15 protein-coding genes and 3 pseudogenes are annotated in these 21,815 nt (G+C 44.5%); 8 read left to right on the forward strand and 10 right to left on the reverse strand.

Annotated features, from left to right (window positions below):
- Window positions 1-341 precede the first annotated feature (341 nt).
- A pseudogene (locus JCM15124_RS14115) lies at window positions 342-1,162 on the reverse strand (zinc ribbon domain-containing protein).
- Between the two features lie 54 nt (window positions 1,163-1,216).
- Window positions 1,217-2,026 (reverse strand): Nif3-like dinuclear metal center hexameric protein, encoded by an 810-nt coding sequence (locus JCM15124_RS10225; protein ID WP_024999349.1) that lies wholly within the window; start codon window positions 2,024-2,026, stop codon window positions 1,217-1,219.
- A 227-nt stretch (window positions 2,027-2,253) separates the two neighbouring features.
- On the opposite strand from JCM15124_RS10225, the gene pepT reads away from it, so the two are divergent.
- The 3 genes and pseudogenes from pepT to JCM15124_RS10240 all read left to right on the forward strand — a co-directional run bounded on the left by pepT (window position 2,254) and on the right by JCM15124_RS10240 (window position 7,070).
- Window positions 2,254-3,477: a peptidase T gene (pepT, locus tag JCM15124_RS10230; RefSeq protein WP_024999350.1), complete on the forward strand. Its 1,224-nt coding sequence runs from the start codon at window positions 2,254-2,256 to the stop codon at window positions 3,475-3,477.
- A 315-nt stretch (window positions 3,478-3,792) separates the two neighbouring features.
- A pseudogene (locus JCM15124_RS14120) lies at window positions 3,793-6,063 on the forward strand (cation:proton antiporter domain-containing protein).
- A gap of 47 nt (window positions 6,064-6,110) precedes the next feature.
- Window positions 6,111-7,070, forward strand: a complete 960-nt coding sequence (locus JCM15124_RS10240; RefSeq protein WP_024999351.1) for a calcium/sodium antiporter — start codon at window positions 6,111-6,113, stop codon at window positions 7,068-7,070.
- Between the two features lie 563 nt (window positions 7,071-7,633).
- Here JCM15124_RS10240 and JCM15124_RS10250 read toward each other — a convergent pair.
- The 5 genes and pseudogenes from JCM15124_RS10250 to JCM15124_RS14125 form a co-directional block, all read right to left on the reverse strand.
- Window positions 7,634-10,492, reverse strand: a complete 2,859-nt coding sequence (locus JCM15124_RS10250) for a putative LPS assembly protein LptD (RefSeq protein ID WP_024999353.1) — start codon at window positions 10,490-10,492, stop codon at window positions 7,634-7,636.
- Between the two features lie 59 nt (window positions 10,493-10,551).
- Window positions 10,552-11,100, reverse strand: a complete 549-nt coding sequence (locus JCM15124_RS10255) for an HDIG domain-containing metalloprotein (protein WP_024999354.1) — start codon at window positions 11,098-11,100, stop codon at window positions 10,552-10,554.
- Window positions 11,097-11,666 carry a HEAT-like fold family protein gene (locus JCM15124_RS10260; protein WP_232220161.1) on the reverse strand — a complete coding sequence of 190 codons (570 nt, stop codon included), beginning with the start codon at window positions 11,664-11,666 and terminating at the stop codon, window positions 11,097-11,099. The genes JCM15124_RS10255 and JCM15124_RS10260 overlap by 4 nt, the downstream gene beginning before the upstream one ends.
- Window positions 11,667-11,733: 67 nt before the next feature.
- Window positions 11,734-13,509, reverse strand: a complete 1,776-nt coding sequence (locus tag JCM15124_RS10265) for a hydroxymethylglutaryl-CoA lyase-like TIM-barrel protein (RefSeq protein ID WP_024999356.1) — start codon at window positions 13,507-13,509, stop codon at window positions 11,734-11,736.
- A gap of 640 nt (window positions 13,510-14,149) precedes the next feature.
- A pseudogene (locus tag JCM15124_RS14125) lies at window positions 14,150-15,843 on the reverse strand (putative transporter).
- A gap of 380 nt (window positions 15,844-16,223) precedes the next feature.
- On the opposite strand from JCM15124_RS14125, the gene JCM15124_RS16730 reads away from it, so the two are divergent.
- Genes JCM15124_RS16730 through JCM15124_RS10280 form a run of 3 tightly spaced genes read left to right on the forward strand, consistent with a single transcriptional unit; the run spans window position 16,224 to window position 17,647 of the window.
- Window positions 16,224-16,475: a hypothetical protein gene (locus JCM15124_RS16730; RefSeq protein WP_232220162.1), complete on the forward strand. Its 252-nt coding sequence runs from the start codon at window positions 16,224-16,226 to the stop codon at window positions 16,473-16,475.
- Window positions 16,472-16,768, forward strand: a complete 297-nt coding sequence (locus JCM15124_RS16735; RefSeq protein WP_232220163.1) for a hypothetical protein — start codon at window positions 16,472-16,474, stop codon at window positions 16,766-16,768. Before JCM15124_RS16730 ends, JCM15124_RS16735 begins: the two co-directional genes overlap by 4 nt.
- 51 nt (window positions 16,769-16,819) lie before the next feature.
- Window positions 16,820-17,647 (forward strand): DnaJ domain-containing protein, encoded by an 828-nt coding sequence (locus JCM15124_RS10280; protein ID WP_024999357.1) that lies wholly within the window; start codon window positions 16,820-16,822, stop codon window positions 17,645-17,647.
- Window positions 17,648-17,776: 129 nt separating this feature from the next.
- Here the strand turns inward: JCM15124_RS10280 and JCM15124_RS10285 are convergent, their stop codons facing one another.
- Entirely contained in the window at window positions 17,777-18,619 is an 843-nt protein-coding gene (locus tag JCM15124_RS10285) for a TlpA family protein disulfide reductase (RefSeq protein ID WP_024999358.1), read from the reverse strand.
- Window positions 18,620-18,801: 182 nt separating this feature from the next.
- Between JCM15124_RS10285 and JCM15124_RS10290 the strand changes: the two genes are divergently transcribed.
- The gene (locus tag JCM15124_RS10290) at window positions 18,802-19,494 is read left to right on the forward strand and encodes a queuosine precursor transporter (RefSeq protein WP_024999359.1); all 693 of its coding nucleotides are present in this window, start codon (window positions 18,802-18,804) and stop codon (window positions 19,492-19,494) included.
- A gap of 46 nt (window positions 19,495-19,540) precedes the next feature.
- The gene (gene queF / locus JCM15124_RS10295) at window positions 19,541-19,996 is read left to right on the forward strand and encodes a preQ(1) synthase (RefSeq protein WP_024999360.1); all 456 of its coding nucleotides are present in this window, start codon (window positions 19,541-19,543) and stop codon (window positions 19,994-19,996) included.
- 197 nt (window positions 19,997-20,193) lie between these two features.
- On the opposite strand, the gene JCM15124_RS10300 is transcribed toward queF, so the two are convergent.
- Both JCM15124_RS10300 and JCM15124_RS10305 read right to left on the reverse strand, forming a co-directional pair.
- Window positions 20,194-20,601, reverse strand: a complete 408-nt coding sequence (locus JCM15124_RS10300; protein ID WP_024999361.1) for an Hsp20/alpha crystallin family protein — start codon at window positions 20,599-20,601, stop codon at window positions 20,194-20,196.
- A gap of 742 nt (window positions 20,602-21,343) precedes the next feature.
- Window positions 21,344-21,802 carry a DUF5606 family protein gene (locus tag JCM15124_RS10305; RefSeq protein ID WP_024999362.1) on the reverse strand — a complete coding sequence of 153 codons (459 nt, stop codon included), beginning with the start codon at window positions 21,800-21,802 and terminating at the stop codon, window positions 21,344-21,346.
- Window positions 21,803-21,815 lie beyond the last annotated feature (13 nt).

The raw sequence follows: 21,815 nt of genomic DNA on the forward strand, positions 1-21,815 counted from the left end.
GCCCCTATTGTTTTGCATTCCAAAACCGTAGGTTTTGCACGGTAAAAGCGTAGGTTTTACATCGCAAAACCTACGGTTTCGCAACGTCAAAGCGATTATATCACTTTTTAACAGAATTATCTTTACAAAAAGAAAGCTATCTTTCAGCATCTGCCTTAGACAACAAAGAGAGAATTATCCCACTAAAAACTTACTGCATCTACCCTCTTTCCGATAGTTTCGACTGTCTATTGTGGACACAGAAATATGTCGTTATACAAAGAAACTCCATCGGTATTGCAAAATAGCAATACCGATGGAGCTTCTCGTTTCTATATATAATATAATAAGGTGTGGCGATTTTATTCAGCCGTTTCCTCTTTCTTCTTACGGGTTGCGCGCTTCTTCTTAGCTTTTCCTCTGCTGTCTGAAGTTTTACGCCCGCTAATTCAGGGTCGATAAGGATACGCCCACAGTATTCGCACACGATAATTTTCTTGTGCATCTTTATATCCAACTGTCGCTGAGGTGGGATTTTGTTGAAACAACCACCGCACGCATCGCGCTGCACATATACAATACCGAGTCCGTTGCGCGCACCTTTGCGAATGCGTTTGAAGCTACGGAGCAAACCTGTTTCTATCTTTGTTTCAAGTTCGCCGGCCTTTTCTTTCAGGTCATCTTCCTCGTCGCGCGTCTCTTGCATGATTTCGTCGAGTTCTGCACGCTTTTCTTCGAGTGCCTTATGGCGGTCGTCCAGAACAGCTTCAGTATTGGCAAGGTTGTCTTGGCGTTCTTGAATTTTAGCCTGCGCCTCGTCTATCTTCTTCTTGCAAAGCTCTATTTCCAATGTCTGGAATTCGATTTCCTTTGTCAGCATATCGTATTCGCGGTTGTTAGCCACTTGTTCCAACTGCTGGTTGTAACGTTCCAAGCTCGCTTTTGCGCGTTCTATATCGCCTTTGCGCTGCACGATAGCGCGCTGAAAGTCGTCAATTTCATATCGTATTTTGTCGATACGTGTGTTCAAACCTGCAATCTCGTCTTCCAAGTCGCGCACTTCGAGAGGCAATTCACCACGCAATGCGCGCTTTTCGTCGATTGTCGAAAGTGTAGTTTGCAACTGAAAAAGATGCTTCAACTTGTCTTCCACTGATAAGTCTTTAGGGTCTTTCTTTGCCATTGTTGTATTTTTATTTTGCGTTTATTCTTCTTTCTTGTTTCAATTCCCACCTTATTATATATATATAATAGGGTTGGTGTTTATCTGCGTAATATGACATTTCACGCCTGCGCACTGCTTTTCTATGATGTCCTTAAACACCTCAGTCGTAAATTGTTCGCTCTGATAGTGCCCTATAACGCATATCTGTATTTGCTGTTCGTGCCCGAAAAAGTCGTGATAGTGCATCTCGCCCGTAACGAAAGCGTCAGCCCCCTCGCCTATTGCATCGTTCAAGAGGAATGCGCCAGACCCTCCGCAGAGTGCCACTTGCCTGATTGGGCGACGCAACAACTGATTGGCTTGCACGCATTCCACTCCAAACTGCTGTTTCAAAAGCAATATGAAATCATCGGCATCCAACGGTTCTGCAAACTCGCCAACTACTCCCGAACCGCCAAGAACTTCTCCGTCGTCGGTCTGAACCGATTGTGTCTTGCCGAAAAAACGAACGTTTTGCAGTCCCATTCTTTCTGCAATCTTAAAATTTACACCACCTGTTGCAGCGTCTATGTTGGTGTGCATCGCCACGACTACGATGTCGTTCTTAATCGCTTTTATAACAGTGCGTTGCACATAGTTCGCGTCTGATATTTGCGAAAGCTTACCAAAGATGAGCGGATGGTGCGCCACTATCAGGTTACAGCCGAGTTTTATCGCCTCGTCTACTATCTGCTCAGTTACGTCAAGGCACAATAAAGCCCCTGACACTTCCGCCCCTGTCAATCCAACTTGCAAGCCGGCATTGTCGTAGCTTTCCTGCAAGGGCAGAGGCGCAAACTTCTCAAGGGCATCAATAACTTCCTTAATTTTCACGCTACGCATAAATTTAGACTGCAAAGATACGAAATTAAACTTAAACCACAATGTATCAATGCTTAATTCTTTATAATTTGGAACTATTTTCTCCGTATTTTTTGCACACGCACTACTTTTATTCAGCAAAACAAAGAAAAAGTATAACAATTATAAAAAACCGCCTTGCAAGTTTTGATATAAATCAGTTTTTAAGTATCTTTGCAACTAATAGATTAGTAAACATAAAATAAGATATGGAAATAGCAGAAAGATTTATTAACTATACCAAGTTTGACACACAGTCGGCAGACGAATCTGAAACTGTGCCCAGCACTGCGAAACAACTCGTTTTCGCTAAGTATTTGAAAGAAGAACTTGAGCGTGAAGGACTAAAAGAAGTAGAAATGGACGAAAAAGGCTACATCTATGCCACACTTCCGGCTACTACTACAAAGAAAGTACCTACCATCGGCTTCATTGCGCACTACGATACTGCACTCGATGCAAGCGGTGCCAACATCAAAGCACGCATCGTAAAGAACTATGATGGTAGCGACATACAGCTCAACGAGAACATGGTTTCATCGCCAAAGCAGTTCCCTGAATTATTGAAACATAAGGGCGAAGACCTTATTGTTACCGATGGTACCACCCTACTCGGTGCCGACGACAAGGCCGGCATTGCCGAAATAGTACAGGCAATGTGCTATCTGCGCGACCATCCTGAAGTTGAACACGGCAAAATCCGCATAGGTTTCAACCCCGATGAGGAGATTGGACGTGGCGCACACCACTTCGACGTGGAGAAATTCGGCTGCGAATGGGCTTACACGATGGACGGTGGCGACCTCGGACAGTTGGAATACGAGAACTTCAACGCTGCCGGTGCAAAGGTTCACATCAAGGGTTTGAGCGTTCACCCGGGCTATGCAAAGGGCAGAATGGTAAATGCAAGCCGCTTGGCAATAGAGTTTAACCGGATGTTACCGCAAGACGAAATTCCTGAAACCACCGAAGGCTACGAAGGATTTTACCACTTACTCGGCATCGACAGCCGTTGCGAAGAAGCTACACTCAACTATATCATTCGCGACCACGACAGAGATAAGTTCGAAAAACGCAAGAAAATGATGGAGAATTGCGTGAAGACGATGAACGAAAAGTATGGCGAAGGCACGGTCGAAATGAAGATGAACGACCAATATTACAACATGAAGGAAAAGATTGACCCAAATATCCACGTCATCGACCTTGTTGTAAAAGCCATGCAGGAAGCCGAAGTTACACCATTGGTACAACCTATTCGCGGCGGTACGGACGGTGCACAGCTCAGCTTTAAGGGACTCCCATGCCCTAATATCTTTGCCGGAGGTGTAAATTTCCACGGACCTTACGAGTTCGTATCTATTCAGGTAATGGAAAAAGCCATGCAGGTGATTGTCAATATCAGTCGCCTTACAGCCGGCTACAACGATTAATCAGAAGTTTATCCGTCGGCTTTCGGCGGTTCATAAATACGAAGAAGAACACTGCAAAGTCTGCTCTCGCCGCATTTCGATGCCATTATTGGCTCGAAAAACGGAGAGAACAGTTTGTAGTGTTTGTGTTTTCAGCGGGAGCAATGCGCTCCCACCTTATTATATTAGCATATCGACGGATTATACAATAGCACATCGCAAATTGTATTTTTCCCATTGGTGGGTTATACAACAGCACATTGCAAACTGTATTTTCTGCATTAGCAAATTATGCTAACACATCAATAAACTATTCAAATATTTACAACGCTGCTTATGTCAGAACTTCCCGTACTCGTAAAAGACCTTGCTTTAATCCTCGTAGTGGCAGGTTTCGTAACGCTGCTATTCAAGAAACTCAAACAACCGCTTGTATTAGGATACATCGTAGCCGGCTTTTTGGTATCGCCACACATGCCTTACACTATGAGCGTAATAGACGAAGCAGACATTAAGACATGGGCTGACATTGGCATAATCTTCCTTTTGTTTTCGTTAGGATTAGACTTTTCGGTCAAGAAAATCCTAAAAATGGGAGCCTCCCCCATTATTGCTGTCTGCACCATAGTGTTCTGTATGATGACCTTGGGCTTTACCGTGGGGCATCTTTTTGGTTGGAAACAAATGGACTGTATCTTCCTTGGCGGAATGCTCGCCATAAGTTCTTCCACTACCATTATATATAAAGCGTTTTCCGAAATGGGACTTCTGCAACAAGCATTCGCATCTACTGTGATGAGCGTACTTATTCTTGAAGACATTCTCTCTATCATTATGATGGTTATGCTGAGTACCGTGGCAAGCGGAAACAGTCCCGATGGCGGTCAGTTTATAGAGAGTGTGCTCAAGATAGGGTTCTTTCTCGTCTTGTGGTTTGTCATCGGTTTGTTTGCCATTCCTTCGCTTTTGCGCAAGGTGCGTGGCATTCTGAACAACGAAACCCTACTGATTGTATCGTTAGGACTTTGCTGCTTCATGGCAGTAATCTCCACAACGGTGGGCTTCAGTGCCGGTTTCGGTGCATTTGTCATGGGCAGTATCTTGGCTGAAACCATCGAAGCAGAGAAGATTATAAAGGTAGTTGAACCCATTAAAAACCTCTTTGGTGCCATATTCTTCGTATCGGTGGGTATGTTGGTGAACCTACAAATTCTTGTAACCTACACCGTGCCAATCCTTCTTCTTGTTGTTACCATTATCGGAGGGCAAGCTGTGTTCGGCACAATGGCTATATGTTTGGCGGACAATCGCTTAAAAATGCCATTCGCTGTAGCTTTTCAATGGCACAAGTAGGCGAATTTGCTTTCATTATCGCCACTTTAGGTCTTTCCATGGGCGTTATCAGCAACTTCCTCTACCCTGTTGTGGTAGCCGTTTCGGTCGTTACAACTTTTCTAACCCCTTATATGATACGTGGAGCAGAACCTACTTACGAGTTTTTGTTGCGCTATCTGCCGAAGCAATGGGCACGCCGTATAACGCATATCGATGTTGGCACGCCACAAAACCTATCGTCCGACAATCTCTGGCGCACACTTATCAAGGCGATGGCGACAAATACGCTCATCTACGGCATACTTTCGGCTGCCACCATTGCCATTATGTTCTCGCTCGTTCTGCCCGTCATGCGCCACCTTTCGGTAGAATTGACAGGCAATCACTGGGCGGGGAATGCTGTTTGCGGCTTACTCACAATCTTGCTGATTGCGCCTTTCTTGCGCGCTTTCGTAATGAAGAAGAACCATTCCGAAGAGTTTAAGACACTCTGGACGCAAAACCGCATAAACCGCCTGCCGCTTTTGTTCACCATTCTCGTCAGAATGGTGGTGGCACTTGCGTTCATTTTCTACATTTGCAACTATCTTACACGCTTCACCAATGCCCTTATGATAGTTATTGCAATAGGTGTGTTGACGCTGATGATACTGTCTCGCGGCATGAAACGACGCAGCATTCGCTTGGAACGACTGTTTGTGCAAAACCTTCGCAGCCGCGAAATAGCGGCACAAGTGCGTGGCAGCCGAAAACCGCTCTTCGAGGGGCATCTGTTAGATAGGAATATTCACATCGGCGAGTTTGAAATTCCGGAAGATTCGTCATGGATAGGCAAGACGCTCCATCAACTAAAGCTCCGCAACCGCTTTGGTACGCACGTCAGCAGCATTCTCCGAGGCTCGCACCGCCTGAATATTCCACGTGGCAACACCGTTGTTTTTCCCGGCGACAAGATACAAGTTATCGGCAACGACCGGCAGTTGGCAGCCATCTCGGAAACTATTCGCAACGAAATTCGTCCCGAAGACAACGACATAGAAAAGCGCGAAATGATTCTTCAGCAGATTGTTTTGTCAGCCAAAAGTCCGTTTATAGGCAAGTCATTAAAGGACAGTGGCATACGCGACCAATACAATTGCATGGTGGTAGGTATAGACGAAGGGCAAACCCACATTACGCTCATCAACATCGCATTGCCTGACAGAAGGCGACATACTGTGGGTGGTAGGCGAAAAAGAGGATCTAAAGAATATACAAGCTGCCAACGAGTAGGTTTCAAAATAACTTTTAATACATTAGAAAATTAAGATTAAACATATATGCTATTGAATATTATCTTCATTATTGCAGGCATTGCCATCGTATTGTGGGGCGCAGACCGCCTCACCGAAGGGTCGGTGGCCGTTGCAGAACGTATGAAAATTCCGCAAATCGTTATCGGTCTCACCATTGTGGCAATGGGAACGAGTATGCCTGAATTTTGTGTCAGCCTGATTTCGGCACTCAAAGGCACACCCGACTTGGCTGTCGGAAATGTCGTAGGGTCTAATATCTTCAACACATTGTTCATTGTCGGCATTTCCGGAGCCATTGCCCCGATGGTTATCTTGCGTTCTACGGTGCTGAAAGACATACCGTTTGCCCTTGTTGCATCGGTTGTTTTAATGATGATGTGCTTCGATGGAAAGATAGGACGCATAGACGCTGCCGTGCTTTTTGCTTTCTTCCTTGTCTTTATGTACATGACCGTAACCGGGGCGAAAATAGAGAAAAAGGATTTGGAAACGGAGAACAAACTTGCCGAAACAGCATTGGAAAGCGTGCCTAAGATGAGCACAACTATGTCGGCGATATGGATTATCGTGGGCTTGGCGTGCCTTATCGGGGGCAGTACCTTGTTTGTGGAAGGTGCAACCCGACTGGCAACCTCGTTAGGTGTGTCGGAAGCCATTGTCGGTCTTACGGTTGTGGCAGGCGGAACATCGCTGCCCGAACTTGCAACGAGTGTCGTTTCGGCTCGAAAGGGCAACAGCGGCATTGCCATCGGAAACGTTCTTGGGTCTAATGTATTCAACATTCTCGCCATATTAGGCGTTACAGGTCTTATTTGTCCCATGCAGTTGCAAGGCATTACCAACACCGATTTGTCGATATTGGTAATATCTATGATTATGATTTGGTTCTTCTCGTTCACCAAATACGTTCTTGAACGTTGGGAAGGGTTCGTGCTCACTGCCACCTTTATAGGCTATACGGCTTATCTTATCAGCAACGCATAAGCCTGACGGAAGTACAAGAACGACATCAAAGAACCGTTTACATTCAGCAAAAAAGCCTCTGCACGTCCGGTGCGGAGGCTTTTTCGTAAGAATGAAACAATACGGAGTGGCAATGGAAAACTAATGCGGACAAGTATATTACTTCGTCTTTCCAACCGAAAAACGCCGTTCTCTTCGCCACGCAATTTCGCTTATATACCTTATTATATAGGTGAAAAAACGACAAGAAAAGCGTAAATATTTTCCGCAAGTGTAAGTATCACTTAATCCTTTCATCATCAACGCATTACAAAACCTATTGTTTCGCATTCCAAAAGCATAGGTTTTGCAAGGCAAAAGAGCCGCTTTTGGTCGGTAAAACCTACGCTTTCGCAATGCCAAATCGAAATTATCGTTTTTCTTCCGAATAATCTTTACAAGACAAGAGTGTTTTTCGCACCCTACTCTTTCTTATTCTGCATTATAAAGCAACTGTGGTTCTGCTATAAACGGAGGAAGCAAATGGGTGTTCATCATCAGCTGCCACCATATATTTAGGATTGTTTTCTCTGTCAAACACTTGCTTAATACCACTGAACGGCTTGTGTGAAACCACTGCGCTTGTCGTATTTAAGGGCATCGGTAAGCGTTGCTGCATTGCAACGGAAAGTGAAATTGTACGATGTGTAAGGCGCAAGTACTATGGAAGCACTCATGTTGAAGCAGTGCAAATCGCGCGAAAGGCTTGCCGTAGTCATACTTATGGCGCGGTTTTCAAAGTCGTAACCACTTGAAAAATTAATGTTCCAACCTTCGCTGATGCGTATGTTTCCGCTCACGTTCAGCGTCTGCGAGAACTTGTAAGGGTAGCGCATACGCTTCTTGTTGAACTCTCCCTGCTGGTTTTCGCGCATGGTAATGCCATAACCAAAGGTCAATGACCACGGAATATTAAAACGCATATATCCGTCTTCATCGGTTTCGGCAATGTTGCCTCCACGTTTTTTGGCTGCGTGTTTGCCTCGTTCCATCTTGTCGTCCATATTCGATTCCACATTGGGGTCGGGACCTTCATCGTCGGTACTGCCGGTGTCATCTTCTTTGTCCTTAGCTCCACCAAACCATTTCTTTATCTTATCGGGGGTAAGGGTGAACGAGAAGTTTTGCGACATACCCTGAAAACGCGGCAAACGACCATATCCCCACTCGGTATGATTGCCGACAAAGGGTTTTCCGTCTGCATCTAACTCGTAGGCGTATGTGGCAAACTGGGCGTTCATAGAGAAAGTATAGTTCTTCCACCACTTCAGTCGGAGGCGCACACTGAGGTCGCTCCAACGATGCCAATCGGTGGCAGCATTGTACGACATCGCTGCCCCAAGTTCGTCGATAATACTGAGTTTCTTGTATCCCGTGGAGTCCTTGTCGCTTCGCACCTTCATCTCGATGTTATTGCTAATGTCCCACGTTATCATCTCTGTTTTGGTTTTGCCCGGCACGCCGTACATAGCGTCTTGGAACGGAGAATATTCTACAAGCCTTACGTTGCCGTCTGCGTCGGTGTACTGGTAGCTGTCGTAGTATCCGTAGTGCCGTGCACCGAAGTTAGGCGAGTAAGAAAAGCTCACTTGCGGGGTGATAACGTGGCGAATGGCTTGTATTTTATTGCCAAATAGCTTCTTGTTCGGAACCCAAAAACCATAGAGTTTTGTGCTTAAAGCGAGATTTAACGACCAGTTATAAACATTGTAGAAACCCGCTAAAGTGTCGCGTCGTTCCGTTGCTTTCGCATAATCCCAACTGCGTGCAACCTTATTGGTGTACATGCGGTCGGTAAAATTGAACGACGGATTGAGGTTTATATAATTGAACAACATAAAGTTTCCCTGCACAGGAATGTTGTGCTGGAAACCGTGTCGCCATTCTTTTGCGAAGTTAGCCTTCAAGATGCGGTCTTCTTTTCCATAAATAGAGTTCGACAACTGACCTGTATAGCTCATCGAAATCTTCTCGTACCAACGTTGTTTGCCCACTGCCTTCTTGCGTTTGAACGGATACAGACGGCTCAAACTGATGTTCAGGTCGGGAAAAGTAAGATTAATGGTAGAGTCGCGCATGCTCTGTGCAAGGTTGGCGGTGGTGCTGATAGAAAGCCCAATGCTCGGAAACTGCTTCGACCAGCTTACCGATGATGTACGCGTAGACTGGGTCAAGGTCTGCGGATTGTACATACTGTTAAGGTTGTTGCGCTCGTAACTCGAAGTAGCGAAGTTCACACTGGCAGACAAAGAGCTATTTGGATTGGCTTTAGAGTCTTGCCGATGGCTCCATTGTATTTTGAAACTCTTTTGCTCAAGATAGTCCGGCAGCCCTTTATCGCCCGTCTTTGTGTTCTGATAACTAAAGAGGAAAGAACCCGAATACTTATATCGTTTGCGGTAATTGCTGGCTGCACTGAATCCCCACGAGCCGCGCGTGTATATTTCGCCCAACAGTTTCAAGTCCCACTTGTCGCTGATGGCGAAGTAATAACCACCATCGCGAAGATAGAAACCACGATCGCTTTCCTCGCCATAGCTTGGCATAATAAGTCCGCTGGAATATTTTTTAGAGAATGGGAAGAACCCGTAAGGAATGGCTAACGGCAACGGCACATCGGCAACCACAAGGTAGGCAGGACCGAAAACGACATCTTTACCGGGACGAACCTTTGCACGCGAAAGGGCAATATAGAAGTCGGGGTGCGGTTTGTCGCAGGTTGTGTATCGTCCGTGCTGTATGTAGACAACGCCCGACGAGTCGCGTTTGGCTTTCGTGCCTGTAAGGTAGCCCTCTTCCTGATGGGTGTAGACGCCCTTAATCATTCCTTTCTTCGACTTGAAATTGAAAGCCATGGAGTCGCTACTGTACGCTTGTCCGCCAAGAGAGAACTCCGGTTTACCCTTGATACCGCCCTCTGCGGTAGAGTCGGAAGTTCCGTTGGCACGCACAAGATTGCTATCCAAGCTCATAGAAACGTTGTCGCTGCTGAGATTCATGTTCTGATAGTCCATCTTTGCCGACCCATACAGACGTGCAATGCGTGTCTTTGCATTGTAAACGAGAGAGTCTTCAGCCGAATAAGTTACAGGTGATTCGATGCCATTCGACTTCGATTTCATTATACTATCAACGCGAATGGAATCATCAACCGCCTTATTGTGCTTGTAAATGGCAAGTTGCAAAGAGTCCATCTGTGTCGTATCGACTGCTGTTTTTGCTGTATCGGCTACTGTTCTTGCAGCTTTCGCACCTTCCTTCGCTTGCTTCTGCAGTGGTATTGCAGCGATATTGGCATCGCCGGCAACATTGATGAAAGGCGAAAAAAGAGCAGACACGAAAGGAGTAGCCATTGCAAATGCGATGACAAACATAAAAACGAATATGAGAAACTTTGCTTTCATTGCCTAATAACTTGCAAAATTAAGCAAATAATGGGATAAATTGGAGGCATTTCTCTATTTTAACGTTTTGCAGGTTCAAAGCGGTCGTGCCACGCCGTAAACCTTTCTACACCGTCGTTTCCAAACTTTTGCAAGCTTTTTACAGCTTGTTCGAAAGTCTTTTCTGCATCTAAATGGGTTTTGGAGAAGAATTTGTCGGCATAACAAATCAACAATTCCTCTTGTGTTTCGGGCAAAAAGTCTTGCGGAGGCAAAAGTATCCCCTGCTCCACTATCTCTTTTTTGGTAAGCCCTGCACCTGTATGGCGTTCGCAAACACGTGCGTGGCGGGGGTAACCCTCGTTCCTTAACAGTTCAGCACCTATGCGTCCGTGCCGCACGTAGGGTTCTTCGCCAAAGCAATGAATGCTCGGAGCATGGCACTTGAATATGCCAATATCGTGGAGCATAGCCGCTTCTTCCACGAATTGCCTGTCGAGTTGCAATTCAGGGTGTAGGTCTACAAGTGCCAACGCCTTATCGGCAACACTCCTGCTGTGTACGAGCAATATCTTTTTAAGTTCGTTTTCTTCGGGATAATACTTATCTATGATGGCTTGATAGTTCATTGTAATTTATGTTCTTTCTTGGTTTTTGCTATCGCTTGCAATGTTTTTGTTCGTGCACATTTCAGTCCTGACGACAAAGGCATACCGTCGTAGGAATGCAATATCGCTTCCAACTCTTGCAAAAGCTCCGGGAAAAATCTGCATTGGCGGAAAGAAAGATAGATGCTAAGCGACTTTATGGCTACCGGTCGGGCAGTATTCGTGATGTTATCGAGGCAGAAATCGAGGAAAGGCGTTGCTATTTCATTTTCCGAAAAGGGTTGTCTTAAAATAATGGTAAGCAACAAACGCAGTTTCGTAGCATTGGAAGTGCGCATTGCTTCTGCCATAATGAATTGTTTTCTGCTACTCAGTCGTTCTCTCCCTGCTTTATTAAAATGACTCATTATCCATGCTGCATTCTCTGCAACTTTCGTTTCTTCATCGAATAACAATTGAAAGAAATCGTCAAACTCGCGGTCGTCAAAAGAGGATTGAACAACAAAAGCCAAATGTTTTGCTTGTTCTCCGTGTATTCTTTTTACCAATTGACTGCGCAATCCCATACTAAAAAACGATTCATTCACAGACTATGAAAGCGTTTAGGCTTTTTATTCGTGAATGAATCGTAGTTATCTTATTTAACTAAAGTTCTTACTTTTCGTCTCTTTGAATGTATGCAATCACATCGCCCTTATTGATTTTAGAGCCTTGTTTTGCATTTATTTCTACCAATTTACCTCCCAATGCAGCAGGAATTTCTACAAATTCGCCCCACGGAGCAAGGATATAGCAGAACTTTTCGCTTTCTTTGTACTCCTTACCAATGAACGGTTCAACCGCCGGAGCAGCTTCGCCATCACCTTGGAACTCCCAGAACACTTGGCCTTTAACGGGAGAAACGATAGCGTCAGCCTTTGCATGCTTGAACGCGGTAGCCTCTTCTATGCTGACTTTATCGCCGAGTTTAGCGTCCTTTGCCTTCTGCAAGTCAGCCAAGAAGTTCTTTTTAGCCTGACCGCTCTTATAGTTGCGATACTGTTCCGGGTGCATTGCAAGTTCGAAGAGTTCTTCGTCGTCCTGTCCATAGTCCCAACCGTTCTCGTCCATTTCCTTGCGGAAGTCGTCCAATGCGTTAGGCAACAGGGTGTGTGGGTCGGCTTCTGTAAACTCAAGACCTTTCTGCTTGGCAAGTTCAACAATCTCGTCGTCAATCTTGCCCGGCACCTTGCCACTCTTTCCGAGTATCATACCCCACATAGAATCGTCCATCATAACAAATCGACCCTTGCCTTGCTCGATGGTGAGGAGGTTCATCAAGGCAATGTTCTTGGTATACTGAGAGAATGGAGTTACCAATGGAGGATAGCCTACACGTGGCCAAACGTAAGCAACTTCGTCGAACAGCTTCACCAACATATCGTCCAACGAAAGCTCCGGTTCGCCTTTCTTCTTGCGAAGATTGTTGATAGTGGCGTGAATACCGCCAAGGTCTGCCATCATAGAGCCCATCATACCGCCGGGAAGACCGCAACCGAGGAGCAGAGAACTACTGATTTTGTTTTTCGGATTGATAAAGTAGCCCAACCATTCATCGATAAATTCCTGTGTCATAGCACGCGCCTTCATGTATGCGTCCATATTTATTTCGGGCACATCAAAGCCTGCGTTCTTCAACATACTTTGCACTGAGATGAGGTCCGGGTGCACCATGCCCCACGAAAGTGGCTCAATGGCAACATCAAGAATATCCGCACCGTTCTTTGCAACTTCGAGCATGGACGCCATTGACAAGCCCGGACCTGAATGACCGTGGTATTCGATGATGATTTCAGGGTGTTTGTCCTTAATCATCTTTGTGAGTTTGCCAAGGAAAGCGGGCTGTCCGATACCTGCCATGTCCTTCAAACAGATTTCTTCAGCACCTGCTTCAATCTCCTTATCGGCGAGTTCGCAGTAGTATTCCAAAGTATGAACGGGCGAAGTCGTAATGCAGAGTGCCGCCTGTGGTATCATGCCCGCCTCTTTTGCCCACTTTATAGAAGGCGCAATGTTGCGAATATCGTTCAAACCATCGAAGATGCGGGGTATGTCTACACCTTGTGCGTGCTTTACCTTATACATCAAGGCACGTACATCGTCGGGCACGGGATACATACGCAATGCGTTCAGACCGCGGTCGAGCATGTGTGTCTGTATGCCGGCGTCGTGTAATATCTTAGTATATGCGCGAACAGATTCGTTTGGGTTCTCTCCTGCAAGCAGATTTACTTGCTCGAATGCACCACCATTGGTTTCTACACGAGCAAAACAACCCATTTCGACGAATATGGGAGCTATGCGTACCAACTGGTCCTTGCGTGGCTGGAACTTTCCGGAGCTCTGCCACATATCTCTATAAATGAGACTAAACTGAATTTTCTTTGCCATATTTATTCTTAATACCTTTCTTTTTTCTTGTTCACAGATATAATGCGCAGGGGCATTACAGTGTGCAAATTTAGTCAAAAAATATTATACTGTCGTATAATAGCACATTTTTTTTCAAATATTGACTAACTTATGACAACTTAAAATCGTAAAGACGGACGAACAATAGATACGGAATAAAGCGGCAATACATGGGCAGTATGCTACTTTCCTGCGCAATACATCGTACACCGTCGTTGGTTTACACAATGGAAACCGCACTTTTCCTGTTGAATTAAAAGGATTTATGCGCACAAAAACGCTTGTTCGGTAAATTATTTACACGTAAAGAAATATTTATTTACGTGTATGTAAATTATTACTTACGTGTAGAAAAATATTTATTTACGTGTAAATAATTTGCCGGACTTGCTTTAAGACACAGATGTAAGGGCATGGTTCATGGCGTTTCCCATAAAGAAAACACAGGAAAGAGGGCAAAATAATGCGCTAAAAACGAAAAAAGGGTATGCCAAACTGAATTTTCGGCATACCCTTACTACGTTATTATAACTTTAAAAACAATTCATTTTTTAACCCAAATCGCCATTAGAGTCCTTGACTGATTTTGTTCAAATGCGTCCTAATGACCGGTTGGGGTTTAAACACCACAGAAGAAAAGAATTATCAACTGTGCTGCAAGTATTCTAAGGAACATACTCAACGGATAAACCGTAGAATAGCCCAAAGCCGGTGCTTCAGCGTTGCAAACAGAGTTTGCGTATGCCAATGCGGGAGGTCGGTATAAGAGCCGGCTATCGCACCCATAATGGTGAAGTAGTTGAACTTGTACTTCATACGTGCGATTGTTCCGATAATGAGGATTGGAATAATCGTAATCAGGAAACCCGTGTAAACATACTTCAAACCATCGCCCTGTACTACGGTTTCCCAGAAGCCTGCTCCTGCCTTGATACCAACCGATGCCAAGAACAATGCCAAACCTATTTCGCGCAGCATCATGTTCGCCGATGTCGTGGTATAAGTAACGAGTTTCATGTGATAACCGAAACGACCGAGAAGAATAGCGATGATTAACGGACCACCTGCCAAACCTAATTTCAAAGGAACAGGCATGCCCGGAATAGCCAAAGGCAGACTTCCGAAAAGGATACCGATTACGATTCCAATGAAGATGGTAGCAATATTCGGTGCATTCAAACGTTTTTGAGAGTTTCCCATCAGCTCTGCAACACGCTGTACGTTCTCTTCAAAGCCTACAACCATAATTTTATCGCCAACTTGGAAGTGGTGGTGGTTGCTTGCGAACAAGTCCATACCTTGACGGCTGATGCGTGTTACATTCACGCCATATATTGAACGGAACTGCAATTTACTCAAGGTCTTACCGTTCATAGAGCTGTTTGTAACAACAATACGACGGCTGACCATCTGTTGCGGTTGATCTTCTTCGTGCCAATCTGCCTTTATTTCCGGACCGACAAATGCAGAAACGGCTTCGGCATCTGCTTCCGCACACACAACAAGTATCTCGTCGTTAGGGTGCAACACGGTGTCTTTTGAAGGAAGCGATACTACACCGTCGTGCATTAAGCGAGTACAAACAATGTCGCGGTTTAAGAAATCGATAACTTCCTGCAAAGTACGGCCACCGATATATGAGTTTTCAATGCGAAGATACATAATGTGTGGCTTTTCATTTGGGTTTTCTGCCTCTGTATCGGTAAGGAGTGCGTTCTCTGCGTCCATATCTACCTTGCAGATAAAGCGTATTGCCAACGTTGCGCCGATAATACCTACAACGCCCAAAGGGTAGGCACAAGCGTAGCCCGAAGCAATGTCGAAGTCCGGTCCGTTAGTGAACACACTGTGCACAGCTTCTTTTGCAGCACCAAGACCCGGGGTATTGGTTACCGCTCCATACATCGTGCCCACCATCATGGGCAGGTTCTTCGAGTCGGTAGTGTCAAAGAAGATGTAGTAACAAGCAAACATTACCGCAATGTTCAGCAGAATTGTAAAGCAAGCAAGCATGTTCAGCTTCAGTCCGCCCTTACCAAAGCTCTCGAAGAAGCCCGGTCCTACTTGCAAACCAATCATAAAGACGAACAGAATAAGACCGAAGTCTTGCAGGAATGTCAGCGTTGGTGTCGGACCGGTGAAACCGATGTGCCCAGCCAAAATACCAACAAAGAGAATGAAAGTTACGCCGAGGGAAATTCCGCCTATCTTTATTTTCCCAAGATAGACACCCAGCGAGATGACCAAAGAATAGAGTAGCACGATATGTGCCACACTGTCTTCCGTAGTGAATAATTTAATTAACCAATCCATAAGTGTAAATTTAATGGGTGCAAAGGTACTTATTTAGTTAGAATAAAAAAATTATATTGAAGCTATTTTACAATTACGAAAGCCTGTAAACACTATCCTTTCACAACTTTTCAGTGTCAAAAGGAACGCTTTTAGATAAGTGTTGCAGATAAACGTCAGTGGTTTTCCAAATTCAGATTAACATTTTGTAACCATAAACACACACAAACGAACAAGAAGTTAAAGGCTAAGAAAAATGCCAAAACTATCCATCGGCAGGAAAAAACAAGCGAAACAACACCATCGTAGTTGCAATAAAACAATATATTCGGCACTATTCAGCAAACCTTATCAAGGGTTTTCTTTCGCAAATGGAAGTTTTTTTATAATTTTGCGCCATTATGATATATAAGATAAGGTGCAACAAATGCGGTGATATATTTCAAGCTGAAACAGAGCGTCAAGGCTTACAGAAAGTGCGCTGCCCCTACTGTGGCAGTGTGCTGAATTGCCAATTGGGCGATGGAAAGCCTTTCCGAACAAGAGCCAGAGCTGTGCTTCCATTCTCGGAAACAAGAGAAGTGGACGCAAAAACCGAAGAAACGCAACCGACAGCAAAGGTAAAGTTCCTTAAAATGCTACTGCCGATATGATAGAAGCTGCAAAAGCGAAACTGAACAATCAATCTCAGCAGGTTTCGGCACTGGCTGCGAGCACGACGGCTGCCACTTCCGAATACATCGCAAAGTCGTCTTCAAGGCTAAAAGCCTTCCAAGAGAAATACAAGAACGGCGATTTGTGGATATTCTTCATAGGCAGCTTCACTTTCATCTTGCTTGTTTACATTGGTTTATATCTGCTTTCGGTACTCACGAACTTTATTTACGACAGCCACACATGGCTGTTCAAACAATACATAGAACTAAAGAACTCAATAGGTTTTTAGGAAATTGGCACGCTTTTGGCACAATTATAGTCGAACGAACAAAACAAAAATATGGCAATAGGAAAATGGATTGGTGGCGCACTCGGTTGGGTGTTGGCAGGCGGCAGCGTATTGGGCGCAATAGCAGGATACTGTATTGGAAGTATGTTGGACGATGCTTTTAACGCTTCTGACGAAGGAAAGGGCTTTGGCGAAGGCGGAAAAACATTCCGAAACGACTATTCGGACACGCATTTCAAGCAACGCCCATTCGAGGAAGACCGCAACTCGTTCCTCTTTTCCATGCTTGTGCTTTCGTCTTACATTATAAAAGCCGATGGCAAAATCATGCATTCGGAAATGGAATATGTACGAAACTTCCTTCGCAACAACTTCGGCGAGCAAGCTGTTCAGCAAGGCGAAGACATTTTGCTAAAGCTTTTTGAAATGCAAAAGCAACAAGGCGATGCGGCTTTCAAAGAGATGATACGCAAGAGTTGCTTTGAAATAAGATTTCACATGAATGCCGGGCAGCGGTTGCAACTGCTCGACTACCTTATTATAATAGCGAAAGTAGACGGCGTGGTAAGTCCCGAAGAAGTGTCAGCCCTCAAGGAAGTGGCAGGCTATCTTGGACTTTCGGCGCAAGACGTAGACTCTATGCTCAACATGGGAGCAACATCTAACCGGCAAGGAGGACTTGACGAGGCATACAAAGTGTTGGGCATATCGCCCAGTGCCACCGACGACGAAGTGAAGATAGCCTACCGCAAGATGGCATTAAAGCACCACCCCGACCGTGTAGGCACATTGGGCGACGACGTTCGCAAAGCTGCTGAGAAGAAATTCCAAGAGATAAACAATGCAAAAGAGCGCATTTTCAAAGCAAGGGGCATTTAAAAGCCAACACGCGTATATATAAAGAAGGAAGAAAGGGTATAGACAAAACGAAGATAGAATATAGATAAAACGAAGAGACCTCATCAAGTTTGCCACTTGATGAGGTCTCTTTTTAACACTAAAATCGACTTACTTATAGATTTCAGCCAACTTCTTTTGCAAGTCTTCGCCACGCAAATCGCTTGCTACGATTTTGCCTTGTGGGTCTAACAAGATATTTGAGGGGATAGAGCGAATGCCATAAATCTTGCCTGCTGCACACTGCCAACCTTTCAAGTCAGACATTTGCGGCCACTCCATACCAAGTTTCTTTACCATTGCAGTCCACGCATCTTTCTTTTGATCGAAGCTAACGCCAACTATTTCCAAACCTTTTGAATGGTACTTGTTGTAAGCCTCAACTACATTTGGCATTTCAGCACGGCACGGACCGCACCAACTTGCCCAGAAATCTACAAACACATAGTTGCCCTTACCTGCATATTGGCTCAGCTTAATTTCCTTGTCGTTCATGTCTTTCATTACCAAATCGGTGTACATAAGACCGGGACGACGAAGTTCCAATGAAGCAAAGTATTCCTTGGCAGGCTTCAATGCTTCTTCCTTATAATATCCACTTGCAGGGTCTAAAGCATCTTTCAACTGGTCGTAGGTAAAGCTTGAATATGCATCAGCCACATACTTGGCCGGGTATTTGGTATTCTTGAAGTTCTTGATTATCTCGAGTGTAAGCTCAGCGTGTTGTTCCGAAAGCGATTCACCCTTAGCCATAATGTCTTCAACTTTCTGCTTGTCGGCATCGGTAAAGGTCTTTGGGTCTTTCTGACGCAATGTTGCGTACTCCTTATCCAAAGTTTCAAACTCAGCGTAGATTTTGTTCATCTTCTCTTCATAAGGCTTGAAGTCTTGCGATTGCGCAAAACCTGTCAGCACCTGTGCAGCCATAATTGCTGCTAAAAACATTCTTTTCATATTATCTTTTACCATTTAATGTTTTACAAACTGCACCCTAATCGAAAGGGTGTTCATGTATTGAAATGCAAAAATAAAGAAATGTATTGATAAAACAACTATTATTTAAGTTTTTTTTGTACCTTTGCCGCACTTTTTACGAATAGGGGTACTTGCTAAACCCCCTTTAACAAAACAAGAAAATGACAAAGACAAGACAACAAGTGAGCGTGCTGTTCATGTTATTCAGCATTCTCTTCTGTGTTTGCCTCATTGCGGCAAACATTCTCGAGACCAAGCAAATCTCAGTATTGGGTATCAGCCTGACAGGTGGTTTAATTGTGTTTCCAATCTCTTACATCATCAACGACTGTGTATGCGAGGTGTGGGGGTTCCGGAAAGCACGACTGCTTATTTGGACGGGCTTCGCCATGAACTTCTTCTTTGTAAGCGTTGGCGCGCTCTGCGATTGGATTCCGGGTGCTCCTTATTGGACAAACCAAGAGGGTTTTCACGCCATTTTCGGTCTTGCACCGCGTGTAGCAGCAGCCTCGTTTGTGGCTTTCATCATCGGTTCGTTTGCCAATGCCTACGTCATGAGCAAGATGAAAATTCGCGATGGCGGCAAACGCTTCTCGCTCCGTGCAGTGCTTAGCACCATTGCGGGCGAGACTTGCGACTCGGTAATATTCTTCCCGCTGGCACTCGGCGGAGTTGTTCCTACCGAAGAATTGCCTAAGCTAATGCTCTGGCAAGTGTTGCTGAAAACCCTCTACGAGGTAATTGCCCTGCCTTTAACCATTCGTATCGTGAAGAAACTGAAGGAACACGAGGGCGAAGATGTTTACGACAATGGCGTGAATTACAGTATCTGGAAGATTTTCAGCTTGAGTTAAGAGTGGAAAAGGGAGATTAAAATCTCTCAAAACAAACATTTAGGAAATGGAAAGAAACAACGAAGGACTGACCCAACTGGGTGCAAAGACAACTTACAGTACGGACTATGCCCCCGAAGTATTGGAGTCGTTTGAAAACAAACATCAGGAAAACGATTATTGGGTACGTTTCAACTGCCCGGAATTTACAAGCCTTTGCCCTATAACGGGGCAACCCGACTTTGCCGAAATCCGCATCTCGTACGTGCCGGACGTGCGTATGGTGGAAAGCAAAAGCCTGAAACTGTATCTCTTCAGCTTTCGTAACCACGGCGATTTTCATGAAGATTGCGTGAATACGATAATGAAAGACCTCATAAAACTAATGAATCCGAAATACATTGAGGTAACGGGCATCTTCACACCACGCGGCGGTATCAGCATCTATCCGTATGCTAACTACGGCAGACCCGGTACGAAGTACGAACAAATGGCAGAAACTCGTTTTGCCAACCATCAGTAAAATAAAGACAAAACAATAAAAACAAGAAAACAAAAATCCTCGAATGCTCACGCATTCGAGGATTTTTTATTACTAACAATTATATTTTATAACATGATGAATTAATCTTTTTACTATGACTATTCTCTACTTTTTTTACGAGTTATCTCATTTTTAAAGATTTGAAGCGATAGTCGGCACTGCGCTGTGAAGCGGCTTTAGCCAACCTCAATCTGTCGTGCCACCTTCTGAACACTCTGTTGAAGTTTCGGAAGAACGATGTTCAAAACACCGTCAGCCATTCTTGCGCCCACCTTGTCTTTATCTACATCGTCCGGCAAGATAAGGGTTTGCTCGTACTTGCTGTATGCAAACTCTCTGCGCAGATAGTGTGCTTTTTCGTCCTTTACTTCGTTTTTCTTCTCCATCTTGATAACCAAGTCGCCATCGTTATTGATGCTGATGTCGAAGTCCTCTTTTCTCAGACCCGGCGCAGCCAATTCTACAGTGTACTCGGTTTCGTTCTCCAACACGTTGATAGCCGGAGCTGTTGCGTTTGTTTTTGGCATATTGTTGTTGTAAAAGAAGTCGTTGAATACTTCCGGCAACCATGAATTTTTGTACATCATAATCTTTTCCTCCTATTAGTTTATATGTTTGTATTGTTTACACCAAGTATATTGCAATACCCATACCAACGCAAACACCCTGCCATTATGACGCTTAAATATGACAATATGTCTTGTTTTATAATACAATACCTATTCTATCGTTTCGTACAGACTGCTTTATAAAACTGTTAGAACTCTTTGTAAACAAGCACATTGTTTCATCTTTCCGAATAGAAAAAACCTATTAGCCCTTTCTATTGCAGCCCCTGTATTCCTTATTCCATAAGCAGAAAGCAGATAAAGAAAGTGTAAATATTCTTTTAAAGGTTACCTATTGAATAACGCATTATCTATCAACGTGTTATAAAACCTATCGTTTTGCAATCCAAAAACGACAGTTTTACACGGTGGAAGCGTAGGTTTTGCATCGCAAAACAGCCGCTTTCGCAGTGCCAAATCGAAATTATCGTTTCTTATACGAATTATCTTTACATAACGAAAGCGACTTTTACGTGTTAATCTATAATCCCTATGAAGTTCTAAGAAATCCAGAATCCCTATGCACGCTGTTGTTTCTTCGGTGTCAGGCACGCGATAAATCACGCCCTTACATATTCTACCCGCTTTCTTTCCGTATCGTTCAATAAGTAGGCAGCTAATTCCGAATGCCCGCTCAACACCACTCGCTTTAAAGCAAAACGCTCCTGCACGAAACGTGCAGAAGCGTTGTTGTAATGGGTTTGTTGTAAGAAAGTCTTTATTTTTCTTCTTCCTTATTCTCTTGGCTCTCGTCGGTTTCTTCCTCGCCTGCCGGCTTTAATACTTCTTCAAAGTTGGAAATGCCTGCATTAATCAGAATGTCGTACCACTGCAACAGCTTCTTTATATCGCTGTTGTGCACACGGTCGCGGTCGAAATCGGGAAGTATTTCAGCAAAATAATCTTGCAACTGCTTTGCAGAAGCCTTGCGCCAATCTAAAGAAGTAACCTTGCCTTCTTCTTTCTCGCGTACCTTTACAAGCACTTCATACAAAGGCACGTCGTCGCCTTCGGTGAACATCGATATGTCGGAAAGGCTCGTTACGCGGTCGGTAGCGAAAGTAGGCATTCGCTTTTTCTTCTCGTCGAGAGTTTCAACTATTAAGTTCATTTTCGCACGGCTTACCAGTTTGTAAAGTCCCGGTTTGCCTGCAATAGAAAGAATTGTCTCTAACATCGTTTCTCTATTT

Source organism: Prevotella falsenii DSM 22864 = JCM 15124 (assembly GCF_000613945.1).
In the GTDB taxonomy this organism is placed as follows: Bacteria; Bacteroidota; Bacteroidia; order Bacteroidales; family Bacteroidaceae; genus Prevotella; species Prevotella falsenii.

Bases quoted from the DNA above. Each gene is read 5' to 3' on its own strand.
- JCM15124_RS16730 (WP_232220162.1), top strand. From the start codon at position 16,224: ATGATATATAAGATAAGGTGCAACAAATGCGGTGATATATTTCAAGCT.
- JCM15124_RS10280 (WP_024999357.1), top strand. From the start codon at position 16,820: ATGGCAATAGGAAAATGGATTGGTGGCGCACTCGGTTGGGTGTTGGCA.
- queF (WP_024999360.1), top strand. From the start codon at position 19,541: ATGGAAAGAAACAACGAAGGACTGACCCAACTGGGTGCAAAGACAACT.
- JCM15124_RS10290 (WP_024999359.1), top strand. From the start codon at position 18,802: ATGACAAAGACAAGACAACAAGTGAGCGTGCTGTTCATGTTATTCAGC.
- JCM15124_RS10265 (WP_024999356.1), bottom strand. From the start codon at position 13,509: ATGGCAAAGAAAATTCAGTTTAGTCTCATTTATAGAGATATGTGGCAG.
- pepT (WP_024999350.1), top strand. From the start codon at position 2,254: ATGGAAATAGCAGAAAGATTTATTAACTATACCAAGTTTGACACACAG.
- JCM15124_RS10300 (WP_024999361.1), bottom strand. From the start codon at position 20,601: ATGTACAAAAATTCATGGTTGCCGGAAGTATTCAACGACTTCTTTTAC.
- JCM15124_RS10250 (WP_024999353.1), bottom strand. From the start codon at position 10,492: ATGAAAGCAAAGTTTCTCATATTCGTTTTTATGTTTGTCATCGCATTT.
- JCM15124_RS10225 (WP_024999349.1), bottom strand. From the start codon at position 2,026: ATGCGTAGCGTGAAAATTAAGGAAGTTATTGATGCCCTTGAGAAGTTT.
- JCM15124_RS10255 (WP_024999354.1), bottom strand. From the start codon at position 11,100: ATGAACTATCAAGCCATCATAGATAAGTATTATCCCGAAGAAAACGAA.
- JCM15124_RS10305 (WP_024999362.1), bottom strand. From the start codon at position 21,802: ATGTTAGAGACAATTCTTTCTATTGCAGGCAAACCGGGACTTTACAAA.
- JCM15124_RS10285 (WP_024999358.1), bottom strand. From the start codon at position 18,619: ATGAAAAGAATGTTTTTAGCAGCAATTATGGCTGCACAGGTGCTGACA.
- JCM15124_RS16735 (WP_232220163.1), top strand. From the start codon at position 16,472: ATGATAGAAGCTGCAAAAGCGAAACTGAACAATCAATCTCAGCAGGTT.
- JCM15124_RS10240 (WP_024999351.1), top strand. From the start codon at position 6,111: ATGCTATTGAATATTATCTTCATTATTGCAGGCATTGCCATCGTATTG.